At 38.1% G+C, this 21,786-nt stretch carries 22 protein-coding genes; 10 read left to right on the forward strand and 12 right to left on the reverse strand.

The window, feature by feature from the left end; genetic code table 11:
* Nucleotides 1-145 precede the first annotated feature (145 nt).
* The 4 genes from rplS to LCM02_RS07715 all read left to right on the forward strand — a co-directional run bounded on the left by rplS (nt 146) and on the right by LCM02_RS07715 (nt 4,276).
* A complete protein-coding gene (gene rplS / locus LCM02_RS07700) occupies nt 146-496 on the forward strand; it encodes a 50S ribosomal protein L19 (RefSeq protein WP_224927741.1) in 351 nt (116 codons plus the stop codon).
* A gap of 1,109 nt (nt 497-1,605) precedes the next feature.
* Nucleotides 1,606-2,832, forward strand: coding sequence for an NADP-dependent isocitrate dehydrogenase (locus tag LCM02_RS07705; protein ID WP_224927742.1), 1,227 nt, complete (start codon nt 1,606-1,608; stop codon nt 2,830-2,832).
* A 119-nt stretch (nt 2,833-2,951) separates the two neighbouring features.
* Nucleotides 2,952-3,212, forward strand: a complete 261-nt coding sequence (locus LCM02_RS07710) for a DUF6095 family protein (RefSeq protein ID WP_224927743.1) — start codon at nt 2,952-2,954, stop codon at nt 3,210-3,212.
* A complete protein-coding gene (locus LCM02_RS07715) occupies nt 3,209-4,276 on the forward strand; it encodes an ATP-grasp domain-containing protein (protein WP_224927744.1) in 1,068 nt (355 codons plus the stop codon). Before LCM02_RS07710 ends, LCM02_RS07715 begins: the two co-directional genes overlap by 4 nt.
* 5 nt (nt 4,277-4,281) lie before the next feature.
* Here LCM02_RS07715 and LCM02_RS07720 read toward each other — a convergent pair whose 3' ends face one another.
* The 4 genes from LCM02_RS07720 to LCM02_RS07735 are packed head-to-tail and all read right to left on the reverse strand — an operon-like array spanning nt 4,282 to nt 8,305.
* A complete protein-coding gene (locus LCM02_RS07720) occupies nt 4,282-4,779 on the reverse strand; it encodes a DinB family protein (protein ID WP_224927745.1) in 498 nt (165 codons plus the stop codon).
* A 45-nt stretch (nt 4,780-4,824) separates the two neighbouring features.
* Nucleotides 4,825-5,436: a LysE family translocator gene (locus tag LCM02_RS07725; RefSeq protein WP_224927746.1), complete on the reverse strand. Its 612-nt coding sequence runs from the start codon at nt 5,434-5,436 to the stop codon at nt 4,825-4,827.
* Between the two features lie 60 nt (nt 5,437-5,496).
* Complete coding sequence (locus LCM02_RS07730; RefSeq protein ID WP_224927747.1) at nt 5,497-6,957, reverse strand: oligosaccharide flippase family protein; 1,461 nt, start codon at nt 6,955-6,957, stop codon at nt 5,497-5,499.
* Nucleotide 6,958: 1 nt separating this feature from the next.
* A complete protein-coding gene (locus LCM02_RS07735) occupies nt 6,959-8,305 on the reverse strand; it encodes an MATE family efflux transporter (protein ID WP_224927799.1) in 1,347 nt (448 codons plus the stop codon).
* 504 nt (nt 8,306-8,809) lie between these two features.
* Here LCM02_RS07735 and LCM02_RS07740 point away from each other — a divergent pair.
* Complete coding sequence (locus tag LCM02_RS07740; RefSeq protein WP_224927748.1) at nt 8,810-9,631, forward strand: mechanosensitive ion channel family protein; 822 nt, start codon at nt 8,810-8,812, stop codon at nt 9,629-9,631.
* A gap of 37 nt (nt 9,632-9,668) precedes the next feature.
* Here the strand turns inward: LCM02_RS07740 and lhgO are convergent, their stop codons facing one another.
* The gene (gene lhgO / locus LCM02_RS07745) at nt 9,669-10,874 is read right to left on the reverse strand and encodes an L-2-hydroxyglutarate oxidase (RefSeq protein WP_224927749.1); all 1,206 of its coding nucleotides are present in this window, start codon (nt 10,872-10,874) and stop codon (nt 9,669-9,671) included.
* On the reverse strand, nt 10,874-12,178 hold the full coding sequence (locus LCM02_RS07750) for an MFS transporter (protein ID WP_224927750.1): 1,305 nt from the start codon (nt 12,176-12,178) through the stop codon (nt 10,874-10,876). The genes lhgO and LCM02_RS07750 overlap by 1 nt, the downstream gene beginning before the upstream one ends.
* 177 nt (nt 12,179-12,355) lie before the next feature.
* On the opposite strand from LCM02_RS07750, the gene LCM02_RS07755 reads away from it, so the two are divergent.
* From LCM02_RS07755 to folD, 4 genes are all read left to right on the forward strand, one after another.
* Nucleotides 12,356-13,222, forward strand: a complete 867-nt coding sequence (locus tag LCM02_RS07755; RefSeq protein ID WP_224927751.1) for an alpha/beta fold hydrolase — start codon at nt 12,356-12,358, stop codon at nt 13,220-13,222.
* On the forward strand, nt 13,219-13,689 hold the full coding sequence (msrB, locus tag LCM02_RS07760) for a peptide-methionine (R)-S-oxide reductase MsrB (RefSeq protein ID WP_224927752.1): 471 nt from the start codon (nt 13,219-13,221) through the stop codon (nt 13,687-13,689). Before LCM02_RS07755 ends, msrB begins: the two co-directional genes overlap by 4 nt.
* A gap of 100 nt (nt 13,690-13,789) precedes the next feature.
* Complete coding sequence (gene ffh / locus LCM02_RS07765) at nt 13,790-15,118, forward strand: signal recognition particle protein (RefSeq protein WP_224927753.1); 1,329 nt, start codon at nt 13,790-13,792, stop codon at nt 15,116-15,118.
* Nucleotides 15,119-15,171: 53 nt separating this feature from the next.
* Nucleotides 15,172-16,044 carry a bifunctional methylenetetrahydrofolate dehydrogenase/methenyltetrahydrofolate cyclohydrolase FolD gene (folD, locus tag LCM02_RS07770; RefSeq protein ID WP_224927754.1) on the forward strand — a complete coding sequence of 291 codons (873 nt, stop codon included), beginning with the start codon at nt 15,172-15,174 and terminating at the stop codon, nt 16,042-16,044.
* Here the strand turns inward: folD and LCM02_RS07775 are convergent.
* The 4 genes from LCM02_RS07775 to LCM02_RS07790 all read right to left on the reverse strand — a co-directional run bounded on the left by LCM02_RS07775 (nt 16,041) and on the right by LCM02_RS07790 (nt 19,208).
* On the reverse strand, nt 16,041-16,403 hold the full coding sequence (locus tag LCM02_RS07775) for a cupin domain-containing protein (protein WP_224927755.1): 363 nt from the start codon (nt 16,401-16,403) through the stop codon (nt 16,041-16,043). The two genes, folD and LCM02_RS07775, sit on opposite strands and share 4 nt — an antisense overlap.
* On the reverse strand, nt 16,390-17,037 hold the full coding sequence (locus LCM02_RS07780) for a pyridoxamine 5'-phosphate oxidase family protein (protein WP_224927756.1): 648 nt from the start codon (nt 17,035-17,037) through the stop codon (nt 16,390-16,392). The genes LCM02_RS07775 and LCM02_RS07780 overlap by 14 nt, the downstream gene beginning before the upstream one ends.
* 31 nt (nt 17,038-17,068) lie before the next feature.
* Nucleotides 17,069-17,602, reverse strand: a complete 534-nt coding sequence (locus LCM02_RS07785; protein WP_224927757.1) for a hypothetical protein — start codon at nt 17,600-17,602, stop codon at nt 17,069-17,071.
* A gap of 82 nt (nt 17,603-17,684) precedes the next feature.
* Nucleotides 17,685-19,208, reverse strand: coding sequence for a helicase HerA-like domain-containing protein (locus LCM02_RS07790; protein WP_224927758.1), 1,524 nt, complete (start codon nt 19,206-19,208; stop codon nt 17,685-17,687).
* Nucleotides 19,209-19,394: 186 nt separating this feature from the next.
* On the opposite strand from LCM02_RS07790, the gene LCM02_RS07795 reads away from it, so the two are divergent.
* Entirely contained in the window at nt 19,395-20,024 is a 630-nt protein-coding gene (locus tag LCM02_RS07795) for a 7-carboxy-7-deazaguanine synthase QueE (RefSeq protein WP_224927759.1), read from the forward strand.
* A 7-nt stretch (nt 20,025-20,031) separates the two neighbouring features.
* Here LCM02_RS07795 and cmk read toward each other — a convergent pair whose 3' ends face one another.
* Nucleotides 20,032-20,733: a (d)CMP kinase gene (gene cmk / locus LCM02_RS07800; protein WP_224927760.1), complete on the reverse strand. Its 702-nt coding sequence runs from the start codon at nt 20,731-20,733 to the stop codon at nt 20,032-20,034.
* A 1-nt stretch (nt 20,734) separates the two neighbouring features.
* Nucleotides 20,735-21,760, reverse strand: a complete 1,026-nt coding sequence (porQ, locus tag LCM02_RS07805; protein WP_224927761.1) for a type IX secretion system protein PorQ — start codon at nt 21,758-21,760, stop codon at nt 20,735-20,737.
* Between the last annotated feature and the right edge of the window lie 26 nt (nt 21,761-21,786).

Consider the following 21,786-nt stretch of genomic DNA (forward strand, 5'->3'; position numbering starts at 1 on the left):
TTTAGAAAGAAACCTGACCCTACTAAAATATTTTACAGCTCTTCTTTTTTAATCAAAACTTTTTTATAAATTTGCACTCTCAAAAATTAACCTCTGACGAAAATCGTGTATGTTGATTCTTAACAAACCATTTTAAAATATAATAATGGAAAATTTAGTAAAATTTGTACAGGACGAATTTGTTGCAAAAAAAGAAATTCCTGAGTTTGCAGCCGGAGATACAATTACGGTTTACTTTGAAATCAAAGAAGGTTCAAAAAGCAGAACTCAATTTTTTAGAGGAGTTGTAATTCAACGAAGAGGAAGCGGAAGTTCAGAGACTTTCACCATTAGAAAAATGTCTGGAACAATCGGAGTTGAAAGAATCTTCCCTGTAAACCTTCCAGCGATCCAAAAAATTGAAGTAAATAAGCGCGGAAAAGTAAGACGAGCAAGAATTTACTATTTCAGGAATCTTACAGGTAAAAAAGCACAAATCAAAGAAAAAAGGTCATAATCCTTATTTCATAAAAAATTAGCAACCTCTTTGATCATTATGATTGAAGAGGTTTTTTTATTAACTTTTGTTAATAATCGTATTTAATAATATGTTAAAAACAAAAGTGGTTAAAAATTGAATTCTAAGATTTTACGATTTATATTTGAATTAGAAATCAAGATGGTCCAGTTGAGGTTTGGAACTTGAGGTGCAGATTTTAAGTTTCTTCCTTTTTTGAAATCGACTTGGTTTTGTCAGGATGAAAGTCTTGGCGCGATGACTGATCGTTACAATAAGATCAATGTATTTAGCATAAATATTTAGATTTTAAGGTTAGTTATTGCAATAGAATGTTTTGTTGCTGTTCTTTGAAGGAGTCTGATTTTCGATGAAGGCATTTTCAAAAAACATAGACAAAATGTTTAAAGAGATAAAAGCTTAAAGTTTAATTATTGGAACATGAAAATGTGAGGATAAGTGATCAATTTTAAGCTAAATGTTTCGGCAACTACCCATGAGAAAGTTCCACTTTTTCATGGGTATTGTTTTTAAGAATTTGACCTCCTTTTCACAAGCGCCATTTCAATCAAAATTGATAGAAGCCATAAAGAGGTTTTAGACTTATTAACAATTGTTAATAACGATTGTTAATATCCTGTTAGTCTTTTTATTATTCATTTCTAATTACTTGTGAATCTGTTCATTTAAATTTGTTTTGGTCTTTGATCCTGATGGGGCTCTCCCCGATAAAAAGGTTATGAAAATTGTCTCATTAAGAAAAAAGACTTTAGATTAATTTCTAAAGCTGTTTTTTGAAATATGGAACTAAAGTGTTTAGCGCAATTCAATTTTAGTTTTACAAAAGGCAGTCATTTAAAGAGTTTTTAATGTTATACTACCATTAAATCCTCCCTATTTTAAACCAAAGCAATATTTAAATACTATTAAATATTGTTAACCAAACCAAAAAGCCGTACAAAGTCCCACTTTGATACGGCTTTTAATTTTTAAATACATTAGAAACAGGGCTAAAATTTAGAGAATTCTCAAAACTGCATTTTTTAATTTTCCAAGTTCCAAACTTAGTGATGGTTTATTATATTTGCAGCAATTAAATCAAAACGACAATGACTAAAATAAAAGTAACCAACCCCATCGTTGAATTAGACGGGGACGAGATGACAAGAATAATTTGGAAATTCATTAAAGACCAGCTTATACTTCCTTATCTTGACCTCGACATCAAATATTATGACCTGGGTGTTGAGTACCGAGATGAAACCAACGACCAGATTACTATTGATGCTGCGGAAGCCATTAAGAAATATAATGTTGGAATCAAGTGTGCCACCATTACTCCCGATGAAGACAGAGTTAGAGAATTCGATCTGAAAAAAATGTGGCGTTCACCAAACGGGACCATCAGAAACATAGTAGGAGGAACGATTTTCAGGGAACCGATCATTATGAAAAATGTTCCAAGATATGTTCAGGGATGGACCAAGCCGATATGTATTGGAAGACACGCCTTTGGCGATCAGTACAAGGCAACTGATATTGTAACCAAGGGAAAAGGTAAATTGACAATGACCTTCACTCCTGAGGATGGTGGTGAAACTCAATCTTTCGAAATTTATAATTTTGAGGAGAATGGAGTTGCCATGGCCATGTACAATATTGATTCATCCATCTATGGCTTTGCTCGTTCAAGTTTCAATCAGGCTCTTTCCAAAGGATGGAATCTATACTTCAGTACAAAGAATACAATTCTTAAGGCCTATGACGGAAGGTTCAAAGATATTTTTGAAGAGGTATATCAAAATGAATTTAAAGACAAGTTCGCAGCAGCCGGAATTACATATGAGCACAGATTGATTGATGACATGGTAGCTGCTGCCATGAAATGGAATGGTGGATTTGTATGGGCTTGTAAAAATTATGATGGCGACGTTCAATCAGATACAGTTGCCCAAGGATTTGGAAGTTTAGGACTGATGACTTCTGTTCTTGTTACTCCTGATGGAAAAACTGTTGAAGCTGAAGCAGCCCACGGAACTGTAACCAGACACTACAGACAACATCAGCAAGGGAAGGAAACTTCAACGAACCCTTTAGCATCCATCTTTGCATGGACCAGAGGTTTGGAACACCGTGGGAAACTTGACAACAATCAGGAACTGATCAATTTTTGCCATACTTTGGAAAAAGTTTGTATTGACACAGTTGAAGGCGGTAAAATGACAAAAGACCTTGCACTTTTAATTCACAAAGAAAATATGACTTCAGACGATTACCTGAACACACAGGAATTCCTTGATGAATTGAAACATAACCTTGAGAAAGCATTGGCTTAATCAACAGGTTTTACTGAATCAGAAGGGCTTTGATATAAACTATTAAAGCCCTTTTTTTGGTTATAAGAAATTTCACTTTTATATTTATCATGCCCCAGGCTCAAAGAATATAAATGACCATGAATCAGGAAACCTCTAAACAGAAAAAAGTCTTTAAGGATACAGAGACCAAAAAGATTTACCAGAAAGGATTAAAATTTCTGGCAGCTTCTCTGCCTTTGTTATTCGCCTCTCCTATTGTTGTAACCATAGGTTTTAAATCTTTAAATAAGGGAAACGGATATTTTCTTCTGGTTTTGGGCTGCCTTATGACAATTTTTACAATTGGACTGGTCACCCAGGCCTTTCGGCTTATTTTAAAAGCACTTTTTAGCTCATGAAACGCAATGCGGCCTTTGTCAAGCTTACTCACTGGGAACACTGGCCAGCCTTTACCTATTATTTACCTTTGCTGCCTCTGTTTCTTGTACGATCTATAAAAGCCAGACACCCTATTTACTATACGGTTGCAAACCCTGCAGTACTATATTCAGGAAACGGTACCGAATCAAAGTTTAAAACCCTGGAACTCCTTCCTGAAAAATACAGACCAAAAGGATTTCTTTTTTCTAAGAATGATTCGCTGGATGGATTGGAAAAAAGGTTGATTGAAGCTCAAATAAATTTTCCGCTTGTTGCCAAACCTGACATCGGGTTTAGAGGCTATATGGTCAAAAAGATCGATAATCTGGATCAGTTGAAAAAATATTTGACACTTCTCGATGAAAACACCATCATTCAGGAATTCATCACCTATCAAAACGAAATAGGCGTTTTTTACCATAAGTTCCCAGACAAAAAAACTGGCAGTGTGAGTTCAGTTACGATAAAAAAATTTGTCAAAGTAACCGGTGACGGAAAACTAACCTTGTCCGAACTGATTCAAAAAGACGAGAGAGCTTTTCTCTATAAGGACCTGTTTTCGATTCTTCACAGAGACAGAATTGACCAGGTATTGGATCTTGACGAAGAAATGACACTTTCGGTCATTGGGAACCACTCCAAGGGGACCCAATTTATTAATGGCAATCATTTAATAAATGGTAAACTGATCGATTTTATGGACGGAATTTGTCAAGAAATGGAAGGGTGGAATTATGGAAGGCTTGACATCAAGTACAAAGATTACAAAAGTTTAATGAAAGGAACTGATTTTAAGATACTGGAAGTTAACGGCATCATTTCCGAACCAACACATATCTATGACGCCACCGATAAAAATGCTTCTTTCTTAAATGCGCTTAAGTCCATCAATAAACATTGGGCAATTATGGGGAAAATAGCGGTTCAGGTCCATAATGACCAAAACATTCCCTATCCTTCGGTTGCAGCCTACCTAAAAAATATTCTGTGGTTAAGAACGTACTCGAAAAAGTTGAAAAAATTAAATATGTTAGATCTCTAGTCTCGTTATTTGTTGACGGTATTTCCTCTTGGAGTGGTTGGATTATAACCAAAATCGCCATCGGGAAGATCGATTCCCAATTGAGAAATAATGTATCCAATACTCGCAAAATGATGAATAGCATGACTGTGTGCCTGAATCAAGGCAGCTGCGAGAGTATAATTGGCGGTTACCATGCCAAGTCCTAAATCATCTTTCACCTGAACAACACGTTCAAGACTTGCCGGGTCAATTTTACTCAGTTTTAATTGAATTTCCTCAAAATATGCGAGGCCGACAGCAACATTAATTTCCGCCAATTCATTTCTTTGTCTTGCCGACAGATCGATAATTCCTTTATCAATACCTTTTAGAACACAATTGAATACATCCAGAATATGGCGCATATGTACCCCTATACTTGAGTAATAGGGTGCTGTAGAATTATTGGAGTATTCCTCATCATTTATTGAATTCAATAATCTGATTCCTCGGTTGAGGTTTTGAATGATAGCTGGAATCATTAACATTTATTTTGGGATGTGTCGCTAATTTAATAAAAATAATTACTACAAAAATCGAATTAACGTCAAAATACCCAGAAAGAAAAATAACAGGCTTAAGATATAATTGATATTGCGTGCAATGAACTGTGCTCTTTTGACGACGATCCTGGCAAAATTTACGTAGGTAAAAAATAAAGTAAAGGCACCCAGAAAAACCCCTGTAACGAAGAGATTAATAAAAGGTTGTTCGGTATTTAACAAACCTCTGTGCTCCAAAACCGATGACAGTACAAGATAGAAGGGTATGGCCAGCATGTTCATTCCAGACATCAGTATGCCCAACCAAAAACTCTTCCCTCTTCTTTTTCCTCCTTCTCCTCTGAACTTTTTTCTGGCCTGAATAAAAAACATCACGGATAGAAAAAACAATACAATAATTCCAGCCAGGTTCAATCGATCAATTATTTCCGGGTGATCAGCAAAGAAACGGGCGAATACAAGTGCTATAAATGCCTGTGGAATTACCACCAAGGCAGCACCCAGAGAAAACCAAACCCCTTCTTTTTTATTTTTTTCAATGGTAGTTCTTACAGCAGTCATGTTGAGCATTCCTGGCGGAATCAAGCTTATAAAGGCCATAACGAATCCCAATAAAATATGCGTCAAATAGGTCATAGAGTTATTTCCATAAATGCGTTTGAGATCAAATTTCGGTATAATGATTATAAAAATCTCTTATAATCCAAGATATTTCCTGAATATTAAATTTATATCCTCTGACAACTTGAATTTTATCACTAAAAAAATAAAAACAGCTGAAATTAAAAGTGATCTTATAACAATGTTGACAAAGGGATTCAAAGAAAGGTCAACATAGGAGAAAACAGTATAGACTGCCCCAATAATCATCAATAAAACTCCCGTTTTAGAAGTAAAAGGCTGCATATTTAATCGAGCCTTGACATAGAGGATTTTGAGCAAGGAAAAAATCCCAACAACCAGTAAAGTGGCCAGGGCTGCCCCATCAATACCCATAGATTCAATAAGAATACGGTTTAAGACTACTACGCTCACTGCCATACCTATTGAATAGTAAAAGAGCATTTTATAATATTTGGAATTTGTAAGAATGGCTCCGTTCGTTCCTAAAGACAGCTTAACCAGTTCGGAAATCGAAATTATCAATACGATGTAAATTCCAACTGAATATTCAGGTTTGTTTATGATACTGTACAAATCTCCAATATTCAAGTTGATCAATAAAAACAGTAATCCTCCAACGATTAAAAGATTCAAAGAACTTTTCTGGTAAAGATTCCTAACCTCTTCCATATTTTTGTTATTGATCTCTCTGGCTGTTATCGGGTTAATGATCTGCTGCATGGCCCTTGATGGAATGCCTATAACAGAAGCTATATAAACCCCAACAGAATAATAGGCAACTTCAGCAATAAATTTCATCTGAGGAATCATAAACTTATCAATCTCCAAAAGGATGGTACCCGCAGACCCCGCCAAAATGATATACATTGAAAAAGAAAGGATCTCCTTTAAATTCCCGGGCATCCTTTGCAAAACGAGTTCAGGGAAATACAATTTAAAAGCATAGATCATCATAATTACCGCTCGCAGAAAATATACCAGTACGACGGCATATACAAATTCATCTGCTGTAATCCAATCGAGAAAAACCGCTAACAACAAGAGTGTAACCGAGATTCTTGCAAACACCTCCTTTACGAAATTTCCAAAAACCGATTTCATCTGAACCCTGCTCCAGGCATAGAAAACTTCAAAATAGCCCATAAAAACAGCTATGAAGAAAATAGTAAAAGTGTATTCTTTAATGATGATATTCTCCCTTGCTAAAAACTCTGCAATCTTAGTGTAAAAAAGAACTCCCAAAATTCCCATAGGAACCATCACCAGGAGAGGGAGCAAAACTGCGGTCAAAAGAAAATTATCCTGATCCATCTTTTCCTTATACGAAGAGAAAAAACGAATAATCGTATGTTGCATACCAAATACGATAAGCGGCATGATCATGTTGGCAGATGACAATAGAAATGTGATCAAGCCAAAATATTCGGCCTCCAGAAAATGGGTGTAAAGAAACAATACGTTCAGTCCACCTATGGCAAAACCTAAAAACAGAATCAAAGTATTATTGAAGGATTGTTTAAATACGATTCCCATTCTAATTATTATCTATGAGTTTATTGGTCAAATAATTAAATCTTAATAAGAGCAGAACAGCAGAAACCGTTAACCCGGCTAAAAGTCCTATCCAAATTCCCTGGGATCCCAATCCAAGCTCTTTGCCCAAGATATAACATATAGGGAAACCAACAATCCAATAAGCTATAAAAGTGATATAGGTAGGAATACGAACATCCTGCAGACCCCTTAAGGCACCCAGTACAACGACCTGAACCCCGTCAGACAGCTGAAAAAGGCCAGCAATCAATAACAGGGATGCTGCCGTATTCACAACGGAGACGTCGTCTATATAAATCTCGGGAAGGATACTTTTAAAGGTAATAAACAAAAATGCAAATACCATTTCGATCATAAAAACCTGAAGGAAAATTGAAATACTAACCCTTCTCAACTCTGTAAAATTCTTTAATCCTTTTTGATTGCCAACTCTGATGGTCGCCGTTACACCCAACCCTACAGCAATCATGAAGGTCATGGAGGATAAATTAAGTGCAATTTGGTTTGCCGCCTGATCAATGGTCCCCATTGTTCCTGCCAGCCAAATTGCAGCCGTAAAAACACCAACCTCAAAGAGCATTTGCATGGCAGTTGGGAAGCCAAGATTTATTATTCTTCTGAATAACTCATTGGAAATCTCTTTTAACTTCAACCAATTAAAATAGGGATGAAACTTGCTTCTCGAATTTAGAATAATGATCATAAAAAAAACCATTGCAAACCGGGCAAACAATGTGCCGTACGCAGCTCCAACCAGCTCCAGCCTTGGAAATATCCAGAATCCGTAAATTAAAAAGAAGTTAAGGACTACGTTGACCACATTTGCCATCAAGGTAGCATTCATGCCGTATTTTGTATTGGACATTCCGTCTGCAAATTGCTTGTAAGCCTGAAAAATCATCAGAGGGATCATAGACAGAGCCACAATGTTCAAATAGGGTCTGGCCAGCTCAACAACCTCTGGTGGCTGGTCCATGTATTCCATTAAGGGATTTGCCAGTACCAGCATGACAAACATACTAATACCTAATATTGAACACAATATCAATCCATGCTGAAACAACCTTCTTCCTTTATCGCTGTCTTTCTCTCCGTCTGCTTCAGCAATTAAAGGTGTAATCGCCATTGAAAATCCAATACCAAGTGAAAATGCGATAAATACAAAACTGTTCCCAAGGGAAACGGCAGCAAGTGGAGCCGCTCCGAGTCTTCCTACCATAATATTATCAGCAAGACCCACAAGTACATGACCCAGGTGCCCGATCATTACAGGAATGGCCAACTGAAAATTATACTTAAATTCAGATGTGTATTTTTTTAAATTCAACGTGGTATATTTAGGTTTGGCTGATGCAAATTTATAGTATTCTTGCATAGGTAGTTCATTGTGCCTAATTATTTTCTTTTGTCACTGTTTTAAATGCTTTTGGTTTTATGTATCTTTGTGCAAAAGCTTGTTTGTAACCCCCACGATTCAGTCTTATTTTGAAAAGATTTATTTCCTTAGTTCCTATCTCAACATCATTCCTGTTTTTTATTTCGGAAGTCTTACGTATTCAAAAAGTTACGACAATGACAGCAGGCATTGAAGACATCAGCCACAATCAAGATCATGATCCTGTCAGGTCTGTATTAGGTGATTCAAAAGATCTTCGAATAGACCAAGGAAAAGACCAGACACAAGACGATCATCCACGCGACCAGCTACAAGACCGAATTCGAGGTCTTCAACACCCTCCGCCTCGTGAACACCTGCTTCAAGTTCAGGTCATGTGAGGACCAGGCATCAAACCATTAATTAACACTAAAATTTTTTAAATCAATACTCAAAATGGATATTAACTTCAATAGTAACAATCTACTAGATCAATTCACAGAAGCTGTTTACACATACGGGCCAAAATTATTAGGAGGAATACTCGTATGGATCATTGGAGGATTCATCATTAAACTTCTAATGGGATCCTTTACCAAAATGCTAAATAAAAGAAAGACTGATGAATCACTCAAACCATTCTTGATAAGTCTGGCAGGCATCCTCTTAAAAACGATGCTCGTTATCAGTGTATTAGGTATGCTGGGAGTGGAAATGACATCGTTCATTGCTGTTCTGGGTGCTGCGGGTTTAGCGGTTGGAATGGCTTTGTCAGGGACCCTTCAAAATTTTGCAGGAGGAGTAATTATTCTATTATTTAAGCCTTTTAAGGTGGGAGATTATATTGATGCTCAGGGACATGCAGGTATTGTAAAGGAGATACAGATATTTAATACAATTTTACTCGAACTGGATAATAAAACTGTTATACTTCCAAATGGTCCTTTGTCTACAGGATCAATGGTTAACTATTCTACACAACCTACCCGAAGAGTTGATTTCACCTTCGGTATTGCATATGGAGATAATGTGGACAAGGCGAGAAAAGTTATTTTTGATCTATTTAAAAGTGACAAAAGAATACTTAAGGACCCTGCCTATTTTGTCGGCTTATCCGAAATGGCTGACAGTTCTGTGAATTTAACTGCAAGAGCCTGGGTTAAAGGTGACGACTACTGGGATGTTTACTTTGACATCAATGAAAAAACGTATAATGCCTTTAACGCCGAAGGTATCAGTATACCGTTCCCTCAAATGGATGTACATATTCAAAAGTAAAAATTAAGAGTAGACGGGATAGCGGGTAGGCCTGTGTCTACCCTAATCCTGCTATAATTTCGTCCGCAACTGCCAAACAAGCTGTAGCCGCCGGTGAAGGAGCATTAATCACATGGGTAACACCATTTGTATGGATAATTTTGAAATCATCGATCATTTCTCCCTTTTCTCCGACAGCCTGGGCACGGACACCTGAACGTGTTGCAACAACTTCATCTTCGGTAATTGAGGGCATCAGTTTCTTTAATTCCTTTACAAATAATTTTTTTGAAAAAGCCCTTCGGTATTCCTCGACACCTTTCTTCCAGTTATTCGCAAAGAGTCTAATAGTTCCTTTAAAGGTAAGGGCCTGAAGACTGTCTTTCCAGTTAAAACTAGTTTTTTGATAACCTTCTCTTTTAAAAGTAAAAACTGCATTTGGCCCACACTCAACCTCTCCTCCTACCATCGGGGTATAGTGTACCCCTAAAAATGGATACCTCGGATCAGGAACAGGATATATTAAATTATTTACTTTATGCTTTGCACTGGGTTTTAACTCGTAATAATCACCTCTGAATCCTACAATCTGCATTTTTAATTTTAGTTTATCAAGACGGGCAAGCCGATCAGAGAATAGCCCCCCACAAACAATTACTTCCTTCGCTGTAAAAGACTGTTTTGAAGTTTCAACGTATACCAAATTAGCTTCCCGATGCAGACCAATAACTTTTTTTCCAAGAAATAATTTGTTTTCAGGGTTCCTTTCTAAAAGAAGCCTGACAAATGTCTTGACCACTTCAACATAGTCAATGATCCCTGCGCTTGGAACCCAAATTGCTTTCACTCCTTTTACAAAGGGTTCCCTTTCAGTGATTTCATCACTATCAATGCACTCAATACCAGGGGTCCTGTTCTCGATTCCATTTTTAAAAATCTCATCTAAAATCAAAGATTCCTCTTTGGTAGTGGCTACAATAATCTTTCCACAAATCTGATGCGGAATGTCATACTTCTTTGCGAATTTAACAAGCTGCTCTCTCCCGATTCTGCAATTTTCAGCCTTAAGCGAACCTGGACGGTAATAGATCCCCGAGTGGATGACTCCTGAATTACGGCCGGTTTGATGCATGCCCAGCTCGCTCTCCTTTTCAACAAGGGCAATGGATTTATCCGGATGTTTAACACTGAGTTTATAGGCCGTAGCGGTTCCGACAATTCCTCCCCCTACAACCAGATAATCAAAAACCTGATCTCCAGCCATCAATGCACGTATTTTGTTTTTTTCATAAAACTAAGAACAATAAAACTAGCCACAAAAAAGATGCAGAGCAAAAGGATGGACAATCTCATAGAGGCCGTTATAGAAATAGCCAGACCGAAAATAAAGGTACCCCAGACAATGGCTACTTTTTCGGTAACGTCAAAAAAGCTAAAGTAGGTGGTAGGATCAAGGGTGTTTTCAGGGAGAAGTTTAGAATAAGTAGATCTCGAAAGGGTTTGAATCGCACCAAGAACCAGCCCAATAAAACCACTTATCACATAGAATTTCAATTGCACGTTTGGATCATTCTTATCCAGGAAATAAGCACTTAAACAGGCAAGCGCCCAAATTATAATGGTTATTTTCAAAGTACTTATATTTCCAATCTTACCTGACAGGTTGGAAAAAATATATGCACCTGCAATTCCGACGAGCTGTATTACAATTATGGTTAGAATAAGGCTACTGGTTGAAAGCCCTATTTCCGATTTTCCATAAATCGTAGCAAGCAAAATGGTTGACTGCACCCCTACACTATAAAGGAAAAAGGAAGTTAGAAAATTTAAAAGGACAGGCTGATCCTTCAATTCATTCACAACCTTTTTGAGTTCCTGAAATCCTTTAAAGATATAATCTCGCTTTTTCTTATCGCTTCTAAACCCATCCGGCAATCTCTTAAAAGTAACCTGAGCAAATCCCATCCACCAGATTCCGACCGTTAAAAAGGAAATTCTTGGAGCCATCCCTGGTTCTGAAATCCCATACCATTCCGGCTTCATCACCATGCTGAGATTAAAAATCAAAAGTAAGACTGACCCGATATAACCATAAATAAAACCAAGCGCACTTACACGATCCTGTTGATCATTATAAGCAACCTCGGGCAAAAAAGCATTGTAGAACACCAAACTTCCCCAAAATCCAATACTTGCCAAAATCGAAAAGACAATTCCTATCCATAAACTGTCCACTCCATCAAAAAAATACAAACTCATTACACTGATAGATCCTAGATAACAGAAAAACTGCATATAGGATTTCTTGTTTCCAACATAATCAGCAATACCGGAAAGGATAGGAGAAATAAAAGCAACAATCAAAAACGAAAATGACAGCGCATAGGTGTAAAGCGAGGTATTGTCAAATTGTATTCCTAAAAAGTTAACAAGGCCGCTTTCAGTCTCGGTAATCGTTTCGTAATAAATAGGGAATACCGCAGTACTTATAACAAGTGAGTAAACTGAATTGGCCCAATCGTAAAATGCCCAACTGTGAATCAGTTTTTTATCTCCTTTTTGGAGCATAGTTTGGTAGTTTAAAAATTTCGAACGACAATGTACAATTTTTTATCTTTTCACCTGTAAGAAAAGGCCAAATACCTAGATTTTATTTCGTTGAGAAATTCGTTAGCTTTGTTTAGTGGAAATTGTTCATGACCCAACAAAAACAAATCGTAAAACAAAGTCAGAAAAGAATACATTGTGCCTGATAATAAATTGCCCGCTCGAAATCATAATTCCTTTGTTATCCCCAGATATATAATAACCTTTGGCAAGGTTTTGCAATTCTTCTCAGAAAATGCCGCAACTCTGTTTGTGGCCAAATTATTTTCTACACCGGTTAGGGTTAAAGTTCCGGAAAGGGAACAAACCATGAGAAACAGCGCAAAAAATGAATCTCTTTACCTTCCGAAATGCAAAAAAGAAATTAATGTATATGTCTACGGATATTCTAAAAAGAAAATACTTATGGTTCATGGCTGGGCCGGAAGAGGAACTCAGTTGTTTCAAATTGCCGACAAAGTTCTTGAAAACAGAATGATGGTTGTAAGTTTTGACGGACCGGCACACGGGCTATCCTCAGGTAAAACAACCAACATGATGGAATTTCTCGAAGCGATCAGTGAGGTAAATAAAAAATACGGACCATTTGATGCAGCCATAGGTCATTCCTTTGGTGGTATGTCCCTGATCAATGCCGTTGCCAATGGTTTAAAAGTATCCAAACTGGTTACCATTGGAGCAGATAATTCAATTCCTCAGATATTTAAGTATTTTGTAAAAAAGGTAGAATTGAAACCCGAAATTGAAAAGCGGCTTATCACCTTATCAGAAAAGAAACTGGGTACCTCACTTGATGCTCTTTCTTCAAAAAATAAAGCTGAAAGCATTCATATTCCAACCCTGATCATTCATGACAGTGAAGATAAGTATGTTGATGTAAGCAGCGCGGTTGAAATACGTCAAAGCCTTAAAAAAGGTGAATTACTGATCACGAATGGTCTTGGTCATCACAAAATATTTAAGGACGGTTTTGTGATTCAGAGAATTATTGATTTTATAAAATGAGAACATTTATTGTACTGCTGTTAATTTTGTCGGGTACAGTTTTATCGGCACAGGAAAAAAAAAGTATGGAAAGAAAGGTAAATAAAACGGAAGAGGAATGGAAAGAAATTTTAACTCCCCAGCAGTATTATGTATTGAGAGAAAAGGGTACTGATCGGCCGGGCAATGGAGGATATACCAAACATTTTGAAAAAGGAACTTATCATTGTGCCGCCTGTGATGCTCAGCTTTTCGAATCGGGTACAAAATACGAATCACATTGTGGCTGGCCTTCTTTTGACGATGCTATCAAGGGAAGTGTTGAGTATGTCCTGGACAAGAGTCACGGAATGATCAGAACAGAGATCATCTGTACAAGCTGTGGAGGACATTTAGGCCATGTTTTTGATGATGGTCCGAGAGATACCACCGGGAAACGCTATTGCGTGAATACTTCTTCAATAAGATTTGAAAAATCCGATCTGTAAAAGAGCACTGAGCTTTTTTTGTTGCGGATATCTTTGTTCTAATTTCTTATCTTTGCATGCTATTATAAAAAGCATCGATAAAAAATCAGGATAAGTAATTATGTTCAATAATTTAAGTGACAAATTAGATAAGGCTTTTCATGTGCTCAAGGGGCACGGAAGTATAACGGAGATCAATGTAGCTGAAACTTTAAAAGAGGTTAGAAGAGCACTCTTAGACGCTGATGTTAACTTCAAAATTGCCAAGAATTTTACGAATACCGTAAAAGAAAAAGCACTTGGGCAAAATGTACTGACTACCTTGAACCCAGGTCAGTTGATGGTGAAGATCGTTAAAGATGAACTCACCGAGCTGATGGGAGGGGATACCGTAGGGATCAATCTAAAAGGTTCTCCCACCATAATCCTGATGTCAGGACTTCAGGGTTCCGGTAAAACTACTTTTTCAGGTAAACTTGCCAATTATCTTAAAAATAAAAAAACAAAGCAGGTCCTTCTTGTTGGATGTGACGTTTACCGTCCTGCCGCTATCAATCAGTTAAGGGTTGTTGGAGATCAGATTGGTGTTGAAGTATATGCCGAAGAAGGAAACATGAACCCGGTTGAAATTGCGCAAAATGCACTTAAACATGCCAAATCAACCGGAAAAAATGTGGTGATCATCGATACCGCCGGGCGTCTTGCAGTTGATGAGGAAATGATGAATGAAATTTCCAACATTCACAGGGCCATTGAACCTCAGGAAACACTTTTTGTGGTTGATTCCATGACGGGTCAGGATGCTGTAAATACGGCAAAATCCTTTAATGATGTATTGAATTTTGACGGTGTAGTACTTACCAAATTAGATGGTGACACCAGAGGTGGAGCAGCCCTTTCTATCAAATCTGTTGTTAACAAACCCATAAAGTTTATCGGAACCGGTGAGAAAATGGAGGCTATTGATGTTTTCCATCCTGATCGAATGGCCGAACGTATTTTGGGTATGGGAGACGTAGTGTCTCTTGTTGAAAGAGCCCAGGAACAATATGACGAAGAAGAAGCCAGAAGGATTCAAAAGAAAATTGCCAAAAATCAATTTGGTTTTGATGATTTTCTGAAACAGATCCAGCAGATCAAGAAAATGGGTAACATGAAGGACCTTGTGGGAATGATTCCGGGAGCTGGAAAAATGATGAAAGATGTTGACATTGATGATGATGCTTTCAAGGGAATTGAGGCAATCATTCATTCAATGACTCCAGGTGAAAGAAGCACCCCATCAATAATTAATGCCAGCAGGAAGAAAAGAATTGCCAAGGGCTCAGGTACCAATGTGCAGGAAGTAAATCAGTTATTGAAGCAATTCAATCAGATGAGCAAAATGATGAAAATGATGCAAGGTGGCGGTGGTAAGAAGATGATGCAAATGATGAAGGGAATGCAATAAATTTATCGGTCTACAACAAATAAATCGCTTTGAACAATTAAAACTTACATGATATGATCCTACTTGATGGCAAAAAAACATCAGACGATATCAAAAACGAAATTGCCGAGGAAGTAAAGAGCCGTAAAGAAGCCGGGTTAAAAACACCTCATCTTGCAGCCATTATTGTTGGAACAGACGGAGCCAGCATGACCTACGTCAACAGTAAAGTCAAGTCTTGTCATAAAGTTGGTTTTAATTCTACCTTAATTGACTTGCCAGAGGATACTACCGAAGAACAGTTACTACACGAAATCCAGGAACTGAATAATGATAAGGACATAGATGGGTTTATCGTTCAATTGCCGCTGCCAAAGCAGATTGATGAACAAAAGGTTTTAATGGCTGTTGATCCTGATAAGGATGTAGATGGTTTTCATCCCGTAAATGTTGGCAAAATGACGCTGGACCTCCCCTCCTTTTTACCAGCTACTCCCTATGGGATACTTGAACTTTTAGAAAGGTATGAAGTGGAAACTTCCGGGAAGAACGTCGTAGTTATAGGCAGAAGCCATATCGTAGGAAGGCCCATGAGCATTTTACTCAGTCAAAAGCGAAAGGTGGGTAATGCAACGGTAACCATAGCCCATAGCCGAACAAAAGATCTGGCTGCATTGACAAGAGAAGCAGATATCGTGGTAGCCGCATTGGGAATAGCTGAATTTCTAACAGGCGACATGGTTAAAGAAGGGGCAACGATCATTGATGTGGGAATAACACGGGTACCGGATGAGACCCGAAAAAGAGGTTACAGGCTTGCCGGAGATGTTGACTTCGATTCAGTGAGTAAAAAAGCGGGTTATATCACGCCTGTACCTGGTGGTGTTGGACCCATGACGATTGCTATGCTCTTGAAAAATACGCTTCAGGCCTGCAAAAATAATTAGTCATCTTCCCTGTTGGCCCTGTCCAGCTCAAAGGGAGGAGTGCAAATTGCAATATATTCACAGGGTTCATCAAACGGATTGGCGTATTGAACGCGGCTACCTCTGTTTATCCTTATAGATTCTCCAGGCCCGAGAATCAATTCATCACCATCGATGATAAATCTCTTTTTACCTTTGATAATATAAGTGAATTCATCAAAATCAGGCGTTTGAAAAGGTTCACTCCAACCCGGAGGTGCTATCATGTGAGCCAGACTAAGATCGGCCACGATACTGGCAAGCCCAAAATGTTCTTCGATTAACTTCCCATCGTCTGTAGGAACAACAAATGGATTTTTCTGAACTTTATAGTTTTTCATCTGCTGCTTTTTTTACACTTTCTGAAATTTCAATTCCATCGTTTAACGAAGGATCTGAAATAGGCCTTCCGTAAGTTTTTTCTATAGGGAGTAATCCAGCCCAGATATCAAGTTCATAATCCTTTGTATCATCTCCTACTCCTTCATCTCTGATTTTTGCTGAACCCTCTTTGATTTTAAATTTTAAAACTTTCGTCACGTTCAGTTCCTTGGCATTGGGTTCTCTTACCTCCTCCCATCTGCCGGCGAGAACCTGATCCGAAATAATTCGAAGAGCTTCTGATTTTTCTTTATCATCCTGAACAAGAAATGCCTGTCCAAAGAGTGTTACCGATTCATAATTCAGAGAGTGATGAAAAGCTGATCTGGCCAAAACCAAAGCATTGGTCCTTGTAACATTTATCGAAAGGCGGACTCCCTCTTCCATAGATTGAAGCATTCGGCTCACATTGGCCCCATGAAAATACAAGGTATCTTCTTTCCTTCCATAAATTGTTGGAATGACCACCGGGTGGTCTTCATGAACAAAACCGATCTGACATATAAATTCTTTGTCCAGAATACTATAAATGATTTCGTTGTCATAAGAACCTCTTTTGGGGATCCTTTTGACTTTAGAGCGGTCAGTTTTCATACTTATATCTATTGAAAAATCAAATTCAAGTTTATTCGAACCAGAGGCTGATGAATTTGATATTAGCCTCATCAGGGATCTGATCCTGACGAATCTCACTCATATCAAATTCCTCCAGATTCAAATCTTCCTTATTCAAGGAAATGGTCGCATTTATTTCGTTGATAAACAAAATTGCCGAACTAAAAGAAGGTTCAATTTTGTCTATCGAGTAGTTCTCAGCCACATCTCCAAATGAGGAAGATGTAGAAATACCTTTTTCCGTTATGTAATCATCACTGTAGATCTTTACCAGCTCCAATCCTTTAACAGAATCATTTTCGATTAATGGGAAAAAAACCAAGGAGGGCTTTCCTTCTAAATCAAAAACCCTGTATTCTCTAATAATTTCTGATTCCAAGGGGAACTTTTCTATCGAATCCTTTTTAAATATTTTATCGAGCTGATCAATGGTGGTATTTTTTTCAATTTTACCCAATTGATTTTTTGCAATCAGCAGATCACTATCCTGTCCACATTGAACAAAAAGGATTGACAACAGAAAAATTCCAAGTATTCTTTTCATTTTCAAAATATTTATTTTTTGAAGGAGCAATATAGATACACATTTGAAATTCTGCAAAAAATATTTATCCCAATACAAGGATTTATTTTCGCATTACTTTATTGAGAATTCCAAAAACTCCTCTTATAAAGGTTGCACTTGTAACAACTTTAACAATTGGATTAATTGTTGATTTGCTCCTTTTTGATGATGACTTCCTTTTGCTTTCCAATTCATCTTCTTTCTTTTTAATCTCTTCAGCCTGCATCTGTGCGGCAGCAATTTTTTCATTCAACAGCTCATAGGCACTTTCACTGTCTACTACTTCATTATATATAGAGGCTATCTCTGACTGATCGATCTGATTTTCCAACTCCTCCTTAGAAAGAACATCCATTCTACTCATCGGCGCCCTCAATAAGGTTCTGACCAATGGAGTTGGAATACCCTTCTCATTTAAAGCAGAGATCAAAGCCTCTCCAATGCCCAGTTCTGTTAGTACCTTTGCCGTATCATAAAATTCTGAGTCAGGATAGTTTTCGGCGGCCATTTTTATAGCCTTTCTGTCTTTTGCTGTAAATGCACGCAAGGCATGTTGTATTTTCAAGCCCAGCTGAGACAGGACATCTGATGGTATATCTTTAGGGTTTTGGGTAACAAAGTATATTCCTATGCCTTTGGAACGAATTAGCTTAACAATACTTTCTAATTGATCAAGAAGTGATTTCGAAGCATTTTCAAAGACCAAATGAGCTTCGTCAATAAACAAAACCAGTTCAGGCCGATCGCTATCTCCTAATTCAGGAAAGGAGTTGTACACTTCAGCCAGGAGCTGTAACATAAATGTACTGAACATCTTCGGCTTGTCCTGTATGTCGGTAAGTCTCAAAACCGAGATAATGCCGCGCCCGTCATCTGACACCCTGCACAAATCCTGAACATCAAAGGATCTCTCCCCAAAGAACAAATCTGCTCCTTGCTGTTCCAAAGCAACAATTTTTCTCAGAATGGCACCCGTGGAAGCTGTTGAGATTCTGCCATAGCTCGATTCGATCTCGCTTTTTCCTTCCCTGGTGGCATATTGAAGAACCTTTTTCAAATCCTTAAGATCCAAAAGGGCCAAATTCTTATCGTCACAATATTGAAATAAAATTGCCAGTATTCCCTCCTGAACTTCTGAAAGGCCGAGAATTCTGGATAATAGGACCGGGCCAAATTCAGATACAGTAGCCCGCAATCTTGTACCCTTTTGCTCTGATATTGTCAATATTTCAACCGGAAATTCCTTAGCTTCAAAAGATATTCCTATCTTTTCATGGCGTTCGTCAATTTTAGGATGCCCGGGACTGGCCTTTGCCAGACCACTTAAATCTCCCTTTAGGTCCATTAATAAAACTGGTATTCCTTTTTCTGAAAGGTTCTCGGCAAATACCTGTAATGTTTTTGTCTTACCTGTACCGGTTGCACCTGAAATCAAACCATGCCTGTTGATTGTTTTCAAGGGAATGTTCACCAAGGAACCGGTAAAGGTTTCTTCTCCCAGCATAGCGGCCCCCATTGTTATGAATTCTCCTTTTGTCTGATAACCCCTGGCTATTGAATCAACAAACTTTTTACTATCTGCCATAGAATACTTTTTTGTTAAATTTAACCCTTTTCAGGAATAATTAAAAATCTATTCTACCCTTCTTGGAATATATGGGATTGTAATAAATACAATGTTCCTGATCAAACTTCCATTGAAGATTCTGAATATAAAAATATGTCCTCAAAATAATCACTATAATACTGAATTACTGTTTATCTTTGCGCCATGCTAAAAGAAACGGAAATACGGATTGACAAAGGTGAAATGCTTCCGCTTATGGAAGAGTTCTACACCATACAGGGAGAAGGGTTCCATACCGGTAAGGCCGCCTACTTTATTCGGATAGGAGGATGTGATGTTGGCTGCCACTGGTGTGACGTAAAGGAAAGTTGGAACGCAGAACTACATCCTCCCACTTTGACCAAACATATCGTTGAAAAAGCGCAAAAATATGCAAACACAGTTGTAATAACCGGTGGAGAGCCTCTTATGTGGAACATGGATTATATTACAGGCATGCTTTATGAAGCGGGGTTAAAAGTTCATATTGAAACTTCCGGGGCCTATACCCTTACTGGAAAATACGACTGGATCTGCCTATCTCCCAAAAAGACCAAGCTTCCGCTTAGTGAAGTATATGAGGCGGCACACGAATTAAAAGTGATCGTTTACAATAAACATGATTTTAAATTTGCCGAAGAGCAAGCTGCGAGAGTAAGTAAGGATTGTGAACTTTTTCTTCAGCCTGAATGGAGCAACCGAGATAAAATGACACCTCAGATCGTTGATTATGTCATGGAACATCCCAAATGGAAAATTTCCCTGCAAACCCATAAATATCTCAACATTCCCTGAAAATTATTTAAGTTTTCAGGAGTTTTTCCTTTACGTAACCCATAGCTAAAGCAAAGGTTTCATCCACGTTCAACTGGCTGTTATCTATTTCGATGGCATCCGCAGCCTTTACCAGGGGAGAATCCGACCTGGTAGTGTCCAGGTGATCACGCAACATGACATTTTCAAGAACAGATTGATAATCAATTTCAACGCCATTATCCCTCATTTCTTTAAATCTGCGCCTGGCTCTCTCCTCCGTACTGGCAGTCATGAACAATTTGAGTTCTGCTTCCGGAAAAACCACTGTACCAATATCGCGGCCATCCATAACAATCCCATTTTTAAGTGCCATTTTTTGCTGTTGTTCAACCAGTTTCTGACGAACTTCAGGGACAGCTGCCACCTGGCTTACCCTGTTCGAAACCTTCATGGTACGAATAAAAGATTCTGCGTTTTCTCCGTTCAAAAAGATTTCAGCATATCCAAGGCCCTTATTAAACTTGAAGCTCAGATTCACTTCTGAAAGGTTGGCAATTAAACTTTCCTTGTCAAAATGCTTCTCATCAATAAATCCTTTGATCATCGCAAAGTAGGTTACAGCTCTGTACATGGCTCCTGTATCAACATAAACGTAGCCAATTTCCCTGGCAATATGTTTGGCCAAAGTGCTTTTTCCAGTAGAGGAATATCCGTCCACAGCGATGATTATATTTCTTTTAGGGTTCATATTAAAATCCTTTTCTTGTCAAGTCAAAATAGAGGGTAAAGGTACTGGAATTATCCACAGGATGGTATTTTGTAAAAGCATAATCTAATTTAAGTCTCCCCATTTTTAAACCGAATCCAAGTGAAACTCCTGCAAAGGTTCTGGTTTCGGTCAATTTCAGTTCTGCCGCCCTCCTGAAATTATATCCCAGACGTGCACTAAATTTCCTTCTCGGAAAAAATTCTGCGCCTATAACGAAATGCCGGATCGCATTTTCGAAAAAATTGATATCCTCTGAGGTTGTGTTTCCGTCAAGATCTGTCTCATCATTTGATGGGTTCGGCACTGCAATATTCCATTGCTGAAGGCTGTTTATGGTAAGGTGCCACTTTAGAGGAACATCTGATAATTCGTAGGTTGCTCCGACCGCTATATCATAAGCGATCTCTTCTCTTTTCTCATCATAGGGAGAAAACTGATAGCCAAGGTTTCGTATCACTGCGGTAAAAGAATAAGGCCTCAAATCAGAATAGTATAATATTCCAAGGTCCATGGCTCCACCCTGCGAGGTGTAGTTCTCAATCTTTGAGCTCAAAAATTTAAGATTGACTCCGGCATAAAAATCAGACCTCGGGAAATTATAGGCGTATCCGATTGAAAAAGCCAGGTCCCTGGCTCCGAAATCACCTGTTTCAACCCCGTCTTCATCAGCCCCTATAAACTCTCCGTAATTGATATACTGGATCCCTGTATGGAGGGTGCCAAACCTCCGGTTAATGGTATGTGCAAAAGTTGCAGAGCCCATATTGACATCAGTGAGGTAATTCACGTAATTTACCGAAACCTGGTTATCCATGAACTTACTGATTGTCGAGGGGTTCCACAGTGGCTGGTTTACGTCGTCGTTCAAAATCAGGGTCTCACCTCCAAGTGCCGCCTGTGGGGCTGAAGTGGGAATATTTAAAAAAGTATAGATTCGTTCTCCTCCAACCTGTGCCGACATGAGTTGGCAGATCATAAAGAACAGTATTGAGAATCTAATTTTCATAGGTCCTACAAAGAAATGAAATAATG

The sequence above is a fragment of the Lutimonas saemankumensis genome, from assembly GCF_020171465.1.
GTDB lineage: Bacteria > Bacteroidota > Bacteroidia > Flavobacteriales > Flavobacteriaceae > Lutimonas > Lutimonas saemankumensis.

Bases quoted from the DNA above. Each gene is read 5' to 3' on its own strand.
- rplS (WP_224927741.1), top strand. From the start codon at position 146: ATGGAAAATTTAGTAAAATTTGTACAGGACGAATTTGTTGCAAAAAAA.
- LCM02_RS07705 (WP_224927742.1), top strand. From the start codon at position 1,606: ATGACTAAAATAAAAGTAACCAACCCCATCGTTGAATTAGACGGGGAC.
- LCM02_RS07710 (WP_224927743.1), top strand. From the start codon at position 2,952: ATGAATCAGGAAACCTCTAAACAGAAAAAAGTCTTTAAGGATACAGAG.
- LCM02_RS07715 (WP_224927744.1), top strand. From the start codon at position 3,209: ATGAAACGCAATGCGGCCTTTGTCAAGCTTACTCACTGGGAACACTGG.
- LCM02_RS07720 (WP_224927745.1), bottom strand. From the start codon at position 4,779: ATGATTCCAGCTATCATTCAAAACCTCAACCGAGGAATCAGATTATTG.
- LCM02_RS07725 (WP_224927746.1), bottom strand. From the start codon at position 5,436: ATGACCTATTTGACGCATATTTTATTGGGATTCGTTATGGCCTTTATA.
- LCM02_RS07730 (WP_224927747.1), bottom strand. From the start codon at position 6,957: ATGGGAATCGTATTTAAACAATCCTTCAATAATACTTTGATTCTGTTT.
- LCM02_RS07740 (WP_224927748.1), top strand. From the start codon at position 8,810: ATGGATATTAACTTCAATAGTAACAATCTACTAGATCAATTCACAGAA.
- lhgO (WP_224927749.1), bottom strand. From the start codon at position 10,874: ATGGCTGGAGATCAGGTTTTTGATTATCTGGTTGTAGGGGGAGGAATT.
- LCM02_RS07750 (WP_224927750.1), bottom strand. From the start codon at position 12,178: ATGCTCCAAAAAGGAGATAAAAAACTGATTCACAGTTGGGCATTTTAC.
- msrB (WP_224927752.1), top strand. From the start codon at position 13,219: ATGAGAACATTTATTGTACTGCTGTTAATTTTGTCGGGTACAGTTTTA.
- ffh (WP_224927753.1), top strand. From the start codon at position 13,790: ATGTTCAATAATTTAAGTGACAAATTAGATAAGGCTTTTCATGTGCTC.
- folD (WP_224927754.1), top strand. From the start codon at position 15,172: ATGATCCTACTTGATGGCAAAAAAACATCAGACGATATCAAAAACGAA.
- LCM02_RS07775 (WP_224927755.1), bottom strand. From the start codon at position 16,403: ATGAAAAACTATAAAGTTCAGAAAAATCCATTTGTTGTTCCTACAGAC.
- LCM02_RS07780 (WP_224927756.1), bottom strand. From the start codon at position 17,037: ATGAAAACTGACCGCTCTAAAGTCAAAAGGATCCCCAAAAGAGGTTCT.
- LCM02_RS07785 (WP_224927757.1), bottom strand. From the start codon at position 17,602: ATGAAAAGAATACTTGGAATTTTTCTGTTGTCAATCCTTTTTGTTCAA.
- LCM02_RS07790 (WP_224927758.1), bottom strand. From the start codon at position 19,208: ATGGCAGATAGTAAAAAGTTTGTTGATTCAATAGCCAGGGGTTATCAG.
- LCM02_RS07795 (WP_224927759.1), top strand. From the start codon at position 19,395: ATGCTAAAAGAAACGGAAATACGGATTGACAAAGGTGAAATGCTTCCG.
- cmk (WP_224927760.1), bottom strand. From the start codon at position 20,733: ATGAACCCTAAAAGAAATATAATCATCGCTGTGGACGGATATTCCTCT.
- porQ (WP_224927761.1), bottom strand. From the start codon at position 21,760: ATGAAAATTAGATTCTCAATACTGTTCTTTATGATCTGCCAACTCATG.